At 41.3% G+C, this 15,527-nt stretch carries 15 protein-coding genes; 6 read left to right on the forward strand and 9 right to left on the reverse strand.

Translation table 11 applies throughout. The annotated features are described in order from the left end of the window. Nucleotides 1–279: 279 nt before the first annotated feature. The 4 genes from yeiP to torE all read right to left on the reverse strand — a co-directional run bounded on the left by yeiP (nt 280) and on the right by torE (nt 4,992). Nucleotides 280–846 carry an elongation factor P-like protein YeiP gene (gene yeiP, locus F0249_RS05170; protein WP_017054724.1) on the reverse strand — a complete coding sequence of 189 codons (567 nt, stop codon included), beginning with the start codon at nt 844–846 and terminating at the stop codon, nt 280–282. A 257-nt stretch (nt 847–1,103) separates the two neighbouring features. Then, nucleotides 1,104–3,563: a trimethylamine-N-oxide reductase TorA gene (gene torA / locus F0249_RS05175; protein WP_171756061.1), complete on the reverse strand. Its 2,460-nt coding sequence runs from the start codon at nt 3,561–3,563 to the stop codon at nt 1,104–1,106. Between the two features lie 25 nt (nt 3,564–3,588). After that, a complete protein-coding gene (gene torC / locus F0249_RS05180) occupies nt 3,589–4,770 on the reverse strand; it encodes a pentaheme c-type cytochrome TorC (RefSeq protein WP_017054722.1) in 1,182 nt (393 codons plus the stop codon). A 45-nt stretch (nt 4,771–4,815) separates the two neighbouring features. Beyond that, entirely contained in the window at nt 4,816–4,992 is a 177-nt protein-coding gene (torE, locus tag F0249_RS05185; protein ID WP_017054721.1) for a trimethylamine N-oxide reductase system protein TorE, read from the reverse strand. A 437-nt stretch (nt 4,993–5,429) separates the two neighbouring features. On the opposite strand from torE, the gene F0249_RS05190 reads away from it, so the two are divergent. Further along, complete coding sequence (locus F0249_RS05190) at nt 5,430–6,233, forward strand: ABC transporter permease (RefSeq protein ID WP_171756062.1); 804 nt, start codon at nt 5,430–5,432, stop codon at nt 6,231–6,233. A gap of 235 nt (nt 6,234–6,468) precedes the next feature. Here F0249_RS05190 and focA read toward each other — a convergent pair whose 3' ends face one another. Further along, nucleotides 6,469–7,305 carry a formate transporter FocA gene (focA, locus tag F0249_RS05195; protein WP_017054719.1) on the reverse strand — a complete coding sequence of 279 codons (837 nt, stop codon included), beginning with the start codon at nt 7,303–7,305 and terminating at the stop codon, nt 6,469–6,471. Nucleotides 7,306–7,509: 204 nt separating this feature from the next. Continuing rightward, a complete protein-coding gene (locus tag F0249_RS05200) occupies nt 7,510–8,892 on the reverse strand; it encodes a hypothetical protein (protein ID WP_171756063.1) in 1,383 nt (460 codons plus the stop codon). Between the two features lie 297 nt (nt 8,893–9,189). On the opposite strand from F0249_RS05200, the gene F0249_RS05205 reads away from it, so the two are divergent. Then, nucleotides 9,190–9,426, forward strand: coding sequence for a TIGR02647 family protein (locus F0249_RS05205; protein ID WP_017054717.1), 237 nt, complete (start codon nt 9,190–9,192; stop codon nt 9,424–9,426). A 70-nt stretch (nt 9,427–9,496) separates the two neighbouring features. On the opposite strand, the gene F0249_RS05210 is transcribed toward F0249_RS05205, so the two are convergent. Then, nucleotides 9,497–9,919 (reverse strand): PACE efflux transporter, encoded by a 423-nt coding sequence (locus F0249_RS05210; protein WP_113795958.1) that lies wholly within the window; start codon nt 9,917–9,919, stop codon nt 9,497–9,499. 92 nt (nt 9,920–10,011) lie between these two features. Between F0249_RS05210 and F0249_RS05215 the strand changes: the two genes are divergently transcribed. Both F0249_RS05215 and F0249_RS05220 read left to right on the forward strand, forming a co-directional pair. Beyond that, nucleotides 10,012–10,902, forward strand: coding sequence for a LysR family transcriptional regulator (locus tag F0249_RS05215; RefSeq protein ID WP_171756064.1), 891 nt, complete (start codon nt 10,012–10,014; stop codon nt 10,900–10,902). Further along, nucleotides 10,899–11,735: an NAD-dependent epimerase/dehydratase family protein gene (locus tag F0249_RS05220; RefSeq protein ID WP_171756065.1), complete on the forward strand. Its 837-nt coding sequence runs from the start codon at nt 10,899–10,901 to the stop codon at nt 11,733–11,735. The genes F0249_RS05215 and F0249_RS05220 overlap by 4 nt, the downstream gene beginning before the upstream one ends. 169 nt (nt 11,736–11,904) lie before the next feature. Here F0249_RS05220 and F0249_RS05225 read toward each other — a convergent pair whose 3' ends face one another. Together F0249_RS05225 and cysS are read right to left on the reverse strand one after the other, a co-directional pair. Next, complete coding sequence (locus tag F0249_RS05225; protein WP_017054713.1) at nt 11,905–12,483, reverse strand: thymidine kinase; 579 nt, start codon at nt 12,481–12,483, stop codon at nt 11,905–11,907. 76 nt (nt 12,484–12,559) lie between these two features. Beyond that, nucleotides 12,560–13,942, reverse strand: a complete 1,383-nt coding sequence (gene cysS / locus F0249_RS05230) for a cysteine--tRNA ligase (RefSeq protein WP_017054712.1) — start codon at nt 13,940–13,942, stop codon at nt 12,560–12,562. Nucleotides 13,943–14,136: 194 nt separating this feature from the next. Here cysS and F0249_RS05235 point away from each other — a divergent pair, with 194 nt between their 5' ends. Beyond that, the gene (locus tag F0249_RS05235; RefSeq protein ID WP_017054711.1) at nt 14,137–14,631 is read left to right on the forward strand and encodes a peptidylprolyl isomerase; all 495 of its coding nucleotides are present in this window, start codon (nt 14,137–14,139) and stop codon (nt 14,629–14,631) included. A 69-nt stretch (nt 14,632–14,700) separates the two neighbouring features. Continuing rightward, complete coding sequence (gene lpxH, locus F0249_RS05240) at nt 14,701–15,429, forward strand: UDP-2,3-diacylglucosamine diphosphatase (protein ID WP_136995645.1); 729 nt, start codon at nt 14,701–14,703, stop codon at nt 15,427–15,429. Nucleotides 15,430–15,527 lie beyond the last annotated feature (98 nt).

Consider the following 15,527-nt stretch of genomic DNA (forward strand, 5'->3'; position numbering starts at 1 on the left):
TTCGATTAGAGCATGTAAGATTGATCTTTGTCTAATTGAACAAATGCACTAAATACTAACTTGATCACGCTTTGAGTTAAGATTTGCCAAACTTCTAATGAGTATAAATCTAATGAGGATACTTGCCGATAATTTAGTCAATATGATGTCAAATATGTAGGGTCTTTATGCCTTCGAACTGAATATTTGGTATAAAAAAGCCACTTTGAAAAAGATCCAAAATGGCTAAATGTGTCTGCTGTCCGTGATGCTAGTTCACGTAAATACTGTTGGCTGCGATTATGCGCGGCTCATGTATTTGTGATCGGCAGTGTTAACTTTGATTTTATCGCCGTTCGCAATGTACTCAGGAACTTGTACTGTTAGACCTGTTGTTAGAGTCGCAGGTTTTGTGCGTGCACTTGCAGACGCGCCCTTGATTGAAGGGTCTGTTTCAACAATTAAAAGTTCAACTGCAGAAGGTAGTTCGATAGCTACAGGGCTATCGTTAACCATAAGCACCTGAAGACCTTGAACTTCTTCAGTGATGAATAAAAGCTCTTCTTCAATTGAATCTTTGTTGAAGTTGTATGGTGTGTAGTCTTCATTGTCCATGAACACGTATTCATCACCATCAATGTAAGAGAACGATACTTGGCGACGGCTAAAGTCAGCAAGATTAATCATCTCATCGGCTTTAAAGCTCTCATCAGCTTTTGCACCTGTTGTTACATCATAAAGGCGCATTCTGTAAAGGCTTGCACCCGCACGGCCACTTGGCGTTAACTTGTTGATTTCTTTAACAAGAAAAACTTTACCATTATGTTCGATTGCGGCGAACTTTTTAATATCACTTGCCTTTGGCATATCAAATAATCCTAAAAATGAATGTGGGACAAAATTACCATGATCTCAATTATTGACAAGCTTTTGCTGCATAAACTCACGCATATTTCGCGGAAAAATACGGTTTTCGTCAACTTGACTAAAAATAGAACAATCACAGGTTCACTGACACTTTTACTTTTTGACACATAAACAAAAAGCCCGCCACGCTCTATTGATAGAGCTAGACGGACTTTCGTTTGTTACTTACTACTTATGACTTACTAATCGAGAACGGCTTATGCCACTTCGATTGGACCACCAAATGATGTTACTGGCGGTACTTTACCTTTGAATTTCTCAAAGTCTACGATACAAGTATTCGCAGATGTCGCTTGAGCAAGTTCAGATGAGCCTAAGTCTAGCGTCAGCGTATTTGGATCACCGTAAGTACAAATTGCACCTGGTTTCTCATTTAGAGGACCGTACCATGCACCCTCTTCAATACGAATCACACCACGAGGGAAAGACTCAGAAATTACCGCACCTGCCATCAACTGACCACGGTCGTTAAATACGCGAACTAAATCGCCATCTTTAATACCTTTCGCTTTCGCATCAACTGGGTTGATGTAAACAGGCTCACGACCTTGTACAGAATACGTTGCACGGAAATCTTCTGATTCACACATTTGTGAGTGAAGACGTTTGTCTGGGTGACAAGATTGCAACCAGAATGGGTGCTTCTTAGAACCTGGACCACCGTGTGAACGTTCTGTTTTCTCGAACCACATTGGGTGGCCTTGACAGTGCTCATAACCCATACGATCGATAGTACGGCTTGAGATTTCGATGAAACCTGAAGGTGTACCTAGTGCATTAATCTCAGGATCTTGGCGGAAATCAGCATGGCGAACCCAAGGTTTGCCTGTACCAAAGTCAAGTACGCCTTTTTCCCAGAACTCATCAAACTCAGGCATATCAAACTTACCTTTGTTTGCATCACGGCAATCAGAGTAAAGTGAACGTACCCACTCCATCTCATCCATTCCACGAGTGTACTCTTTATGACGACCAAAGCGGCGAGATAGCTCTGTGAAGATCTCGAAATCTGTACGAGATTGGAACAGAGGATCGACAAGCTTATGCATAGCTAATAGGCCACGACCAGAGTAAGAACCGTAAACATCAATATCGTTACGCTCAAATTGAGTACATGCTGGCAATACGATGTCAGAGAAGCGACATGTTGCTGTCCATGCAAAATCAACCGTCACAACCGTTTGAAGTTTTTGGAATGCTTGCTTCATACGGTTACGATCTTGGTGGTGATGCCAAGGGTTGTTACCTGAAATTACCATCATTTTGTAATCTGGCAGTTTCACTTTAGAGCCGTTGTAGCGGATCTCTTTTCCAGGTTCGAGTAGACAGTCGATCCAACGAGCAACAGGGATTGTTTTGCTGTAGCCGTTAAAATCGTTGTTATCCCACTTAGGTTTTTGACCTTGGTCCACGTTACGTGGGAAACCACCAGGAGCCGCAAAACCAGTAGAAGGAACACCAATACCTGAATAGTGGTGACCGTAAGAGATACCGCCGCCAGGTAGGCCAATTTGACCAACCATAGCCGCTACTACCGCACCTGCCCAATAAGGTTGCTCACCGTGCTCTTGACGTTGAATACACCAACCAAATAACAATTGAGTACGACCGTTAACCAGCATGCGTGCAAATTCGCGGATCTTATCAGCATCAACACCACAGATTTCAGCCGCCCATTCTGGCGTTTTTTCAATCTTATCTTTGGTTTCGCCTTTCACGTAGTCGATGAAATCATCAAAACCTAAACAGTAAGTTTCAATAAATTTCTTATCGTAAAGATCTTCATTATAAAGAACATGCGCCACTGCCATCATGAACGCCACATCAGTTTGTGGGTTAATGTACATATGGTCGTTGTTCAAGTAACGCTGTGTTTTGTTTTTCACAGGGTCAACAGAAAGAACATTAATTTCGCCTTTCGCGACTTTATCTTTCAATTGCTCTAAGTAAGGGAATGCTTCGTGAGTCGCACAGTTCCAACCTACTTGTAGGTTTTTCACTGGATCGGTTGCCCAAAGAACAATGTTGTCACTGTTTTCTAGGATTTCAGACCAAGATGTACCTTGTGCGTATACTTCTGTAGAACCTAATACGTACGGCAGAATCGTTTGACCTGCGCCCGTAGAGTAATCCCCTACTTTAGTAATGAAGTTACCGTGCATACCCACTGAGCGTTGCATGTGGCTGGTACAGCTGTGGAACTGACCAGTTTGACGCCAACCAGTTTGACCAGCGTGCAGAGCCCAAGGACCGTAGTCTTTTTGAACGCGCTCTAGCTCACGGTAGAACAAATCTAACGCTTCATCCCAAGTCACACGTACGAAACGGTTGTTACCGCGAGTTTCGCCGCTGTATTTATGCTTCTTCAACCAATCTAGACGTACCATTGGGTAACGAACACGTGACGGGCTGTAAATGATGCCTTTGATACCATTCAACATTTCTGTCGGATGTGAATCAAGTTCTAGCGGTTTGATCTCTTGAACCTTACCAGCATAGATGTGAGCACGGAACGCGCCCCAGTGAGAACCTGAAACCTTCCACGTTCCTGTTGTTTCTGCTGCGTGTGCTGTTGATGCCAATAAGCTTGGACCAATAACAGATGCGGCACTTGTCGTCGCTACACCTTTAAGAAAACTTCTGCGTGTAATAGCCATGTTTTAATACTCCATCCAACGCTTATTAGTGGCCTTCAGAAAAATCTGAAGAGTGCTTCTGAAGATACTTCAAGACAAGAGCTTCGCTGTCTCTGTCGAAGTTTACGAACGCTAGCATGCCGTCAAACATACCTGGCCAACCGTTAGCAGTGAAGTGAGCTTCATCTGGCTGTGTGTGACATACAGAGCAGTTCGTTTTGTAAGCTTGCTCTGCTTTTTCCCAGATAGGAGTAATATCACCTAGCATCGCTTCTTTCTTCATCCAAACTTTCGCAGTAACACGTTGCCATGGAAGACCAGTCATATCGTCTTCTTTTCTTTCGAATGTTTCTACAATTTCATCGCTAAGTGCCGCATCTTTTAGAAGAGAAGCAACCGCAATGTTCAGACCGAAGTCTTCTTGAATTACACGACCAAAGCCTTTCGCTTTACGCCAACCAGCAATCTCAACTTGGATCATGTCGCCTTTATCAGCAATCACTTTCACGTTTGATGCTGGGTTTAGAAGACCAGCTTCTACTGTCATCTCTGCATCTTCGTAAACAGGTAGGTGACGAACACTCACAATGTCTTTGCCTGTTGAGTAATCCGTATTTGACGCTAATGCTTCAAGCTCATTGATCATACCGCCTGAACTATCCATATCCTTAGGAAGGTTGTGAGCAATACCTTTGTGACAATCAATACAGCTTTGGTCACGCTCTGCCGCATTCTTCATTTGAATACGAGCGGTAGGACGCATGTTTTCAAAATCCATAGAATCGTAGTTGTGACAGTTTTTACACTCTAGAGATTTGTTTGCAGAGAAACGATCCCATTCGTGTTTTGCTAATTCGATACGACGCTCTTCAAATTTTTCTGGCGTATCTAAATCGCCAAAAATCTGAGCAAATACTTCTTTAGAAGCTTGCATCTTACGAGCGATTTTAGAGGTCCATTCGTGAGGAACGTGACAGTCAGGACAAGTGGCACGAACACCAGATGTGTTTTTCCAGTGTACCGTCTCTTGTAGTTCTACATAAACGTTATCACGCATGGTGTGGCAACTTACACAGAACTCTTCTGTATTGGTTGCTTCAAGAGCAGTATTAAAACCACCCCAGAAGATCACGCCAGCAATGAAGCCGCCCATGGTCAGCACACCTAAGCTGATGTGCACAGCTGGACGAGTCATTGTCGTCCAAAGTTTAGAAATTAAGGATTTCATGATTTGCTCTCTTAAAAATTGGTTGCATTAAAAGGTCGGGCAGATTTAACCGTGAACACCAGGAGGACCCATCACGAACACTTGAAGTGCCCATACTAGGAAGCCGTAACCACCAACAAATGCAACACTCAATACTGGAAAGAGAACCACAGCAATGAAAAGGAAAGATTTCCATTCCAACGAAGGTTTTTCGCTACTTTCGATTTTATTAACATCACTCATACATTTTGCCTATTTTGTATTTAGTAATTTCGGAAGGCTCTATGGATGAGCCAAACTTTTTTCTATTTCTAGTGAAAATTTTAGACCATACAAATGGTAAGGTTCAATGAATTACCGCTGATAAACCTTGTTATTCCGTACTTTTTTGACGTCATACCGAGTTGTGTATTTTTGCTTTTTTATGTGTAAACATGTGAACAAATATATCAATTTAATATTGTTGCAAAGTCATTAAATATTTACACAAATGCCACACTTAAATATGCAACAAAGACCACCTAACACTTAAGGATTAGCAATAATCAACCTGTAAATAGAGTAGGCATTGACCGGGAAATGTTCAATTTTCATCCTTAAATGAATTTTAAATCAATAAATTTTCGCTGAAGAATTTAACAAGTATTGTATGATAGCTGCGGGAAAAATGGAGATGAATAATGGAAGGAATTGTGGCAATTTCATGGTGGGATTTAAGCTTATGTTGTACAACATTAAGCATTCCATTGGCAATCAACCGTTACTTTCAACTCGGGCTTGGCAAAGAAGCCGGGATCAGCATCATCAGGATGGTAGTTCAGCTAGTTCTGATAGGATTTTATTTAGAATACCTATTCCATTTGAATAACGTTATTGTTAATACCGCATGGGTCATATTGATGATTTTAATTGGTTCAAGTGCGATATTGAGTAAGTCCTCGCTACCTAAACGGCCACTGTTTCTGCCGGTATGCTTAGGTCTAACGGTTGGGTTAGGCCCCCTAATGATCTTATTATGCCTAGTCATTATCCAACCGACACCGCTCTATAGTGCACAGTTTGTCATTCCAATTGCGGGTATGCTTTTAGGAAACTCACTTAGTGGAAACATTGTCGCTTTACAGAATTTTTTCACCTCATTGAATGAACGTAAGAGTGAATATGAAGCAGCGATCTCACTGGGTGCACATCCCTACTATGCGTCTAGTGGTTTTATACGCTCAGCCATGCAAAAATCGCTAGCTCCCATTATGGCTTCTATGGCAACAACAGGGCTGGTCACACTTCCAGGAATGATGACAGGTCAGATTTTAGGAGGGGCAAGTCCAATGGTCTCCATTAAGTATCAACTGATGATTATGATTGCCATCTTTGTCATGATGTCGATCTCCATCACTCTCACTTTACAGCTTTGCTTACGCCAAACCTTTACGCAGCAAGGACGAATAAAGATCCAATTTATCCATAAACAAGATCAAAATTAGAGTTACTCACCTAATTTTAATGCTTTTATCCACAGCTTTTGTGGATAAGATTAGAAAAAACATCCAAAAATCATATTGCTACACTGTTCATATAATAAAAAACCCGCAGTTAATGCGGGTTGCTCATCGCGTGATTTCACGTAAATATCTATTTCGAGTTAATATCTATATCACGTTAATATCTATATCACGTTAATATCTATTTCCACTAGAGTCTGCTCATATCGTGTAAGGGTTAATCTCTTAAATAGATCAGCCAATAGCCCATTCCAACGAAAATCCCACCCCCAATAATATTACCAAGGGTAACAGGAATTAGGTTGTTGATAATGAAACCTATCATATTCAAATCTGCAAAATCAGCGGGGTTCATCCCTGTCATTTGCCAAAATTCTGGAGAAGCAAAATTCTTAATTCCAATCGCCATTGGAACCTGAAACATATTGGCGATACAGTGCTCGAAACCTGCAGAGACAAACATAGCGACAGGTAAAACCATAACGATGATTTTATCCGTTAAGGTGCGCCCACTGAATGTCATCCACACCGCCACGCAAACCAAGACATTACACATGATGCCTAGAGCCACTGCCTGCCAAAAGCCATGGTGAAGCTTATGTTGAGAGATCAGCATAGTATTGAGACCAACTTGACCATGGTCGAACATGTATTGTTTAGAAGTAAGCATAATGCCCACCAGCAAAAGAGCACCAATCAAGTTACCAGCGTAAACCACAACCCAGTTTTTAAATAAACTTGCCCATGAGATCTTGCCACTCGCTCTTGCGACTAATGTTAAAACGGAACTGGTGAATAGCTCGCCACCCGTGATTATCACCAAAACCAAACCTAAGCTGAACGCTACGCCACCCATGAAACGAGTTAACCCCCAAGGAAGATCGCCAGCACCAGTCGTGATCGTGGTATAAAACACAAAAGCAATACCAATATGCAAACCCGCGGTGATAGCCAGTAAAAAAGATTTAATGGGATCTTTCGTAGCTTTACCGACACCAACTTCTGCAGCTCGTTCTGCCATTTGTGGAGGTAATAAAGAGTCAAATTGATTCATTTCAAACACCGGTTACATATTGATACAAATAGAGGGATTCGGATAATCCTCTTATTTTCGTCGAACATCAAGACGTAATTCGCATGTTTACTAAAAATGTTTATTTGCGGTCTTATATCTCATTTTAAATATTATAAAAATATCTCAATAGAAATAAAAACGGCACCATAAAGGTGCCGTAATCAATTGATCAATAACAAGATGTTATATTGAAGGTGCCACTATCTCTTTAGCCACCTTTGATGTTTTAGGCAACAGATCAACACTAGGCGTCACAGCAACCTCTTCACTAAGAGGCGTTTCTACAATTTGTTGAACTTCTGTTTCAAGTGGCGCATCTTCTTGAGCGTTCACTGCACTGTCTGCCGGTATCGCTTCCGCTTCAGGCTTTGTTTGTGCCGCTTGGCTCTTAAAATTCGCAACAAGCTCTTCTAAACTCTGTATATGAGCTTCACTGCGAGACACTTGTGATGTTAATAGATCTTTCTGTTTCACTTGCTCTGCTAAGAGAGTGACGTTACGTTCATTTTGTAACTTAGCTTCCGCTAACTCGCTCGTTAACGCTTTAAGTTGTTTTTGTAATGACTCTGTCTGATCCTCATTATGCAAGCTTTCTATACTTGCAACAATCTTCTTAGCCTGAACACGTAAAACCTGATCTCTATAATCAGAACCATCCACAGCCTTAGATATTGCCAGTAAACGATTTTCTATTTCCAGAACGGCGGGTTCAAAATGTTCATCTTCAACACTCGCCAATAATTTAACTTGGTGAGCCACATTTTTTACATGCTCTAACTCAAAGTTTGCTGCCGCAACTGCGCCTTCAATGCTTTTTAAATCTCTTGGATTTGCCGTCACTGTGCTTTCAGCAAGCTTTATTTGAGCAGCCGCAGTAGCAAAGCTGGTGACAGCAATGTCGTTCAAGTCATTTTTTCTTAATTGAACTAAGCGCACTTTTAATGGTTGAATAAATTTTTTCTGTACCACTTTAATTTCAAGTGATTTAGCTTGATTCAGAAACTCAACTTGGGCCTCTTGAGCTTCTTCTAACTCATCAACTACAACGTATTCAAATAACGCCTTATATTTACGATAAAGTGAATTAAATTGACGGTTGTAGATTTTGTCCGCTTCGATTGTTTCAAGGTAATCCATCTGCGCTATTGCATCAGCTAAAATGGTATCCGCCTTTGCTTTCAGTGCAGTCAACGCTTGATAGCTAGCTTCAACAATAGATAGCTGTTCAGTTAAAGCTTCAGCATAAGTTTCACTCGAAAACATGGAATAGCTTTTATTTATTTTACTTGGTTCCACTCGTAATTCTTGATAAATCTCGCTCGCTTCTTTCCATGCAGAATTAAGTTCAGAAAAATTTTCTGGTGCATAGATTTTTAAGCCTTCGAAACCTTGAAGCTCTGTTTCCCACTTTTGGTATTGGGCTTGTGATACTTCAAATGCCGATGTAAACAGCTCGACACCTTCTTGGTTAGTTTCACTCTTACTTCCAACTGATTCTGATGTACTTTGGCATCCCGAAACACCCAGAATCATACAAAGAGCGACTGCTGTTTTTGTGATTTTCATTATTATTCCTAACTACTGCTACGTTTAGATACTATCCTTGTTCCGACTCCGTTGGGTAGATCTTATTTATTATTGGAGTGATTACTAAACCATAATAATATAAGCAGGCTCACGACCACAACCGTTCATAAGTTGCATGAATAATATTTAACCACATCATGGTCTATTTATACTCATCGACCGTTCAATTCTGCGCCAATTTAGCGTTATGTGGCATTTTTTCGATATTATGATTGCAGATATATATCGCTGCACTTATTGTGACGGAAGTAGAAAATCAATAATAAAGGTATTCAGATGAAATTCTCAGAACAGCACATCGCAGAACTAAACTTACTTCTTCAATTTGACCTAAGCAGCGCAGCAACTGGGATCAAAGTTCATGCCGAAGCATCTGACGAAGTAAAAGGCGCGGTAGCACGTCTTTACAGCAAAAACTTATGTACTTTGCCAGACGGTGGTTACCTAACTGACGAAGGCATTGAAGCAGCAGAGAGTGCAGATAAAGTTCTACGTATCTTAAGCGCATCGTAGAAAAAATAGTTAAACGCGAAACAGGGCAAACCTAACGGGCTGCCCTGTTTTTGTATCTGACCAATCTTCATTATTTAATGGCAAATGCCAATTTTTTAAAGGGTTGGTATTTATCGTATCCCCAATTGAACACCATAGTGTAAAAGAAAAAGAACACTAAGAATCCAGCTTCAAGCGCAAGTGCGTTCAATATGCTCATGTCTAAATACCATGCAATAGTTGGCACCGTGACAAAAATCAAACCACCTTCGAATGCAATGCTATGCCCGACTCTAATTCCTAAGCTCCTTTCTGTTCTGTTATTTCCAAACATTCGGTCAAACATTACATTAAAAATATAGTTCCACACGACGGTAAATAGGCTAAGAGCAACACCGACAATCGCTAAGTCACCAGCAGCATTTCCAGTGGCGAGTGCTGCTCCTGGGATAATCAGCGCCAATGCGATACATTCAAATGTAACGGCATGAAAAATTCTTTCTTTATTTGTCATTCTCTTATTCCATTGATTTCAGTGGTTTCAATGCCTGTATTATCATCTATAATTCGGATAGTAGATAATTAGATACCATCTGGAAAAGCGATATGTTTAGTATTGAGCAACTTGAAGCCTTCCAAGCAACTATTGATACAGGCTCGTTCTCTGCCGCAGCAAGAAAACTGGGAAAAGCACAATCTGCCGTCAGCCAACATGTCATTAATCTTGAGATTGATTGCGGTTGTGAGCTATTTGATCGATCTGGGCGCTACCCAATATTGACTGAAGAGGGTAAAAAGCTTGCTCCCTATGCCAGTGCCACTCTTATTCAGCATAAAAGGCTAATTGGGAAGATTGATACATTAACGGACCATTACTCATCTACTTTGGTAATCGCAGTAGATGAAGGGATCCCGTTGCAAAAAATCACAACGATTCTCAAAGATCTTCATCATGAATATCCTCAGCTTTCAGTTGAACTCTTAAGTGCGACCAGCATTGATATTATTGAAATGGTTCAATCAGGACAGGCGACAACAGGCATCATTTTTAGTGAATTATCAATGCCAAGTTGTATCGATTTTGAATCTGTAGGTTCGATTGCCTTTGATGTTTACGTCTCTAATACTCACCCTTTAGCTCAAGAGGTTGCACCTCATATAGATATGCTGCGGCTACATCGACAATTGCTGATTAGCTCAAGAGACTCTAAACAGAGCAGCTTCCACCAAGCACATAGCCCAGACATATGGTATACAGACAACTACTATATGCTTTTTGAAATGGCTAAAAGTGGTTTGGGTTGGTGTTTGCTCCCTTCTCATCTCGCTGAGGATCCATCTCTTAAATCAAACCTGATCCGAGTGCCTGTTGAATTTGAAAACTTAACTTGGTTTGCCAATGTAGACGTGATCCAGCATCAAAACAAAAGTAATGAACCAATGCACAAATGTGCGCGGCAAATGCTTCGAACATTACTTAAAAAGGAAGAAAAATGAGCACTATTTCTATACTCGGTGCAGGCTGGTTAGGCCAACCCCTTGCACTGCGCCTTAAACGACTAGGCCACCAAGTCTTCGCAAGTAAAACCCAGCAAACTGGAGTCGAGACACTGGCCGAGAGTGACCTTCGTGGATTTGTCTGCTTGCTTCCTGAATCCAATTTATCTTCCGATTATAAACAACTGGTTCACCATCTACAGACGCAACAATGTGATATTTTGATCGGCAGTTTTCCACCGGGGTTTCGTTCTGGTAACGGCGAGGAGTACGCTCTACGCTGGAAGTATTTAACCCAAGCAGCGAAAGAGGCGAATGTACAAAAGATCATCATGATTAGCTCAACCACGGTTTACCCGGCAACTCATACCACGATGACAGAGGAGGATGCGTCGCTAAAACTGTCTCAAACCGCCCCACACTTCTCCAATTCAGCGTTAATCATGCTGCAAGCTGAGCAGTATGTGATTGATTCTGGCATTAAATTCGACATTGTTCGATGCAGCGGTTTAATCGGACCGAATCGTCATCCTTCACGTTTTGCCAGCAAACTTAAACAGGTCAGCCAAGCCGCCCCAGCCAATATGCTTCACCTTGAGGATGCTATTGATAGCGTAATATTCACTTTGACTCATTTAAGTAATCAGATCGTTAATGCAACCTGCCCAGAAACCGTCAGCAAAGCTGAATTCTACCAAGCTGCACTCAATGCTGTTGGCTCAACCGAAAAGCTGCCGAACATTGTGAATACTGCCGATAAAAGAATTTCATCGAAGAAGTTGATGGACTTGGGCTATCAATTCCATTTCAACCACACCCTTGATGCGTTGTGATCTGCACAGTGGTTGAGGTCGAGCGTTTATGTCGTAAATGAGAGGAAACAGAAGCGGGAATGTTGAGGCAGAATCTGAAGCATAATTTTTCATCGCATTTTTTAGCTAGAGAGTAGGAATTAACTCTCTAGCTAAATAGAGATTGAAGCATGTCACCTAACGTTGTGTTCTAGCGGCCCAAAGCTTCTTTGTAGTGCTGGCGACAAACTGACACATACTTGTCATTCCCACCTATGGCTACTTGATCTCCTTCGGCTATCGCGACACCGTGTTCATCGGTACGAATAACCATATTTGCTTTACGACCACAGTGACAAATTGTTTTCAATTCAACTAACTTATCAGCCCAAGATAGTAAATACTTACTTCCTTCAAAAAGTTCACCTAAAAAGTCAGTTCTTAACCCGTAACATAAAACGGGGATATGCAATTTATCCACGACCTCAGTGAGCTGATAAACTTGCTCTTTAGAAAGGAATTGACACTCATCGATCAGCACACAATGGCGCTTCTCTTCACTATTCAATAATTGAATGGCATCAAAGAGGTTGGTGTCCGCTTGAAATAGCTGAGCTTCTGATTGAAGTCCAATTCGTGAGCTGACTTTACCTACACCATAGCGATTATCGAGAGCAGCAGTAAAAATGACTGGATTCATTCCGCGTTCTTGATAATTAAATGAAGATTGTAGAAGTGTTGTTGATTTACCCGCGTTCATTGCCGAGTAGTAAAAATACATCTGAGCCACAGAGATATTCCTGTCTAATAATTAAAAAATTTATTTATAAAAAAGGGCTGAAAAACAGCCCTTTTTAAATTGTTTATTACTTACGTCGCCAAGTGGTGCCATCCGCACCATCTTCTAGCTCAATGCCCATCTCATTAAGCTTATCACGCGCCATATCAGCATTCGCCCAATCTTTTGAAGCGCGAGAATCATTACGTAGCTTAATTAATGCTTCAATTTCCGCAACTTCATCATCACTTCCAGCATCACCCTTTAAGAATGCTTCAGGCTCTTGATGAAGAATGCCGATCACATCCGCAAGTTCACGCATCAATGCGCCCAAACCACTTGCTTTCTCAACACTCTCCGCTTTGATACGGTTAATATCGCGAGCCATGTCGAATAGCACAGAATAAGCTTCAGGTGTATTAAAGTCATCATTCATAGCTGCAGAGAAACGAGTTACGTACTCTTCACCACCAGCAGGAGCCGCTGATAAATCTAAACCACGTAAAGCTGTGTATAGGCGTTCAAGTGAAGCACGTGCTTGGTTTAAGTTCTCTTCGCTGTAGTTCAACTGGCTACGGTAATGACCAGACATTAAGAAGTAGCGAACAGTCTCAGGATCATAGTGATTTAGCACGTCACGAATTGTAAAGAAATTGCCTAGTGACTTTGACATTTTTTCACGATCAACCATCACCATGCCGCTATGCATCCAAGTATTCACATATTGAGTACCATGGGCGCAGCATGACTGTGCAATCTCATTTTCATGGTGTGGGAACTGCAAGTCAGAACCGCCACCGTGAATATCAAAATGGTTACCTAAAATCGATGAATTCATTGCTGAACATTCAATGTGCCAACCTGGGCGGCCTGGTCCCCATGGTGATTCCCATGTTGGTTCACCCGGTTTAGACATTTTCCACAAAACAAAGTCAAGTGGGCTACGTTTCGCACTTTCGATGTCAACACGAGCACCCGCTTGTAATTGATCAAGATCTTGCTTTGATAGCTTGCCGTATTCATCGTATTTTTTTACTTCAAACATCACGTCGCCATTACTAGCAACGTATGCAAAACCACGCTCGATAAGCTTTTCAACTAATGCAACAATCTCTTGAATAAAGTCCGTTGCTCGTGGCTCAACATCCGGACGCTTCATGTTCAATGAATCGAAATCTTGATGCATCTCACCAATCAGTCGCTCTGTTAAAGAATCGCAAGACTCTCCGTTTTCAGCTGCACGCTTAATGATCTTGTCATCAATGTCAGTGATATTACGAACGAACGTTAGGTCGTAACCCAAGTAACGAAGGTAACGAGAAACAACATCAAATGAAACGAATGTACGACCATGGCCAATGTGACAGAGATCGTAGATGGTTACCCCACAGACATACATGCCGATTTTGCCAGCAGTAATTGGTTTGAATTCCTCTTTTTGTCTTGTGAGTGTGTTATATATTTTTAGCATGATCTCTATCTATAATTAGTATGTGAAACAGTACATGGAACATAATAAGCTCGCAGTATATCAACTCCGTCCTTATTAGGTAACACCAATTTCCGCGATCCTAAGCACTTAACGTGACATTTCACCATTTGAATGTGGCTCGACTTAGGCTAGAATCCCGACCTCATATTAAAAAACACAGTAAGGTAACAATCATGATCATCCTTCACACAAATTTTGGTGACATCAAAGTTCAACTAAACGAAGAAAAAGCACCAGAAACTAGCGCAAACTTTCTACAGTACTGCCGTGATGGTTTTTACGACAACACGCTTTTCCACCGTGTTATCGATGGTTTCATGATCCAAGGCGGCGGCATGACTTCTGGCCTTAAAGAAAAAACAACTCGTGCGACTATCAAGAACGAAGCAAATAACGGCCTTGCAAACAAAGTTGGTACGTTAGCAATGGCTCGTACGATGGAACCACATTCTGCAAGCTCTCAGTTCTTCATCAACGTAAACGACAACGCTTTCCTAAACTTCCGCTCAGAGAGCCGTGATGGTTGGGGTTACTGTGTATTCGCTGAAGTTGTTGAAGGCATGGATATTGTTAACAAGATCAAAGGTGTTAGCACTGGTACTATGGGTATGCACCAAGATGTACCACTAGAAGAAGTGATCATCACTGGTACAACAATCGAAGCGTAATTCGGTTTAATACATTCGATACAAAACAATAGGAACTGGGGCGTATTTATTACTCCCCTTTTTTATACTATGAATACTCTATTTATCTCCGATCTTCACCTTACTCCCCAGCGTCCAGATATCACTGAATGTTTCTATACCTTTATGCGTGAGGAAGCGATCCATGCCGATGCCCTCTATGTCTTAGGTGATCTATTCGAGTTTTGGGTGGGTGACGATGATACTTCGACATTCGCATCGGATATTCGCGCAGCGTTTCGACAGTTAGTCGACTCTGGCGTACCTTGCTACTTCACTCAAGGAAATCGAGATTTTTTAGTCGGTAAGCGATTTGCTAAACAGACGGGTGTCACGCTATTAGATGAAGTCTCCGTCATTGATCTTTATGGAAATAAGGCTGTGGTACTGCATGGTGATACCCTTTGTACTGAAGATGTGAAATATCTCGCTTTTCGGGAAAAAGTACATCAACCGTGGTTACAGTTTGTTTTCAATAGAATCCCATTTTTTATTAAGAAAAAAATCGTTGCGAAGGTGCAGTCCGATATCAAAGGAGATAAGCAGACTAAGTCTTTGGATATCATGGATGTGACGCAAAGCGAAGTTGAAAAAGTGCTCGATCATAATAATGTTGATTTGATGATTCATGGGCATACCCACAGACCAAATATTCATTCCTTGCAAACATCACAAGGTACAAAAACTCGTATTGTTCTTGGTGATTGGTATACCCAGGGCTCAGTTCTTGTACTAAACGCGCAGGGTTTTGAACTACAAGAAAGACCCTTTTCAGGTTAATTAGTTAAGATTGCGCTTTTTATTTTATTTTCCTCGACTGAAACATAGAATTTTTACTAAAAAACGCTATCATAAATCATTATAATCTTAACCGAACG

The organism is Vibrio sp. 03-59-1 (genome assembly GCF_013114135.1).
Classification (GTDB): Bacteria; Pseudomonadota; Gammaproteobacteria; order Enterobacterales; family Vibrionaceae; genus Vibrio; species Vibrio cortegadensis.

Excerpts from the sequence above, each read along its gene's own strand:
- yeiP (WP_017054724.1), bottom strand. The coding sequence starts at position 846 with ATGCCAAAGGCAAGTGATATTAAAAAGTTCGCCGCAATCGAACATAAT.
- torA (WP_171756061.1), bottom strand. The coding sequence starts at position 3,563 with ATGGCTATTACACGCAGAAGTTTTCTTAAAGGTGTAGCGACGACAAGT.
- torC (WP_017054722.1), bottom strand. The coding sequence starts at position 4,770 with ATGAAATCCTTAATTTCTAAACTTTGGACGACAATGACTCGTCCAGCT.
- torE (WP_017054721.1), bottom strand. The coding sequence starts at position 4,992 with ATGAGTGATGTTAATAAAATCGAAAGTAGCGAAAAACCTTCGTTGGAA.
- F0249_RS05190 (WP_171756062.1), top strand. The coding sequence starts at position 5,430 with ATGGAAGGAATTGTGGCAATTTCATGGTGGGATTTAAGCTTATGTTGT.
- focA (WP_017054719.1), bottom strand. The coding sequence starts at position 7,305 with ATGAATCAATTTGACTCTTTATTACCTCCACAAATGGCAGAACGAGCT.
- F0249_RS05200 (WP_171756063.1), bottom strand. The coding sequence starts at position 8,892 with ATGAAAATCACAAAAACAGCAGTCGCTCTTTGTATGATTCTGGGTGTT.
- F0249_RS05205 (WP_017054717.1), top strand. The coding sequence starts at position 9,190 with ATGAAATTCTCAGAACAGCACATCGCAGAACTAAACTTACTTCTTCAA.
- F0249_RS05210 (WP_113795958.1), bottom strand. The coding sequence starts at position 9,919 with ATGACAAATAAAGAAAGAATTTTTCATGCCGTTACATTTGAATGTATC.
- F0249_RS05215 (WP_171756064.1), top strand. The coding sequence starts at position 10,012 with ATGTTTAGTATTGAGCAACTTGAAGCCTTCCAAGCAACTATTGATACA.
- F0249_RS05220 (WP_171756065.1), top strand. The coding sequence starts at position 10,899 with ATGAGCACTATTTCTATACTCGGTGCAGGCTGGTTAGGCCAACCCCTT.
- cysS (WP_017054712.1), bottom strand. The coding sequence starts at position 13,942 with ATGCTAAAAATATATAACACACTCACAAGACAAAAAGAGGAATTCAAA.
- F0249_RS05235 (WP_017054711.1), top strand. The coding sequence starts at position 14,137 with ATGATCATCCTTCACACAAATTTTGGTGACATCAAAGTTCAACTAAAC.
- lpxH (WP_136995645.1), top strand. The coding sequence starts at position 14,701 with ATGAATACTCTATTTATCTCCGATCTTCACCTTACTCCCCAGCGTCCA.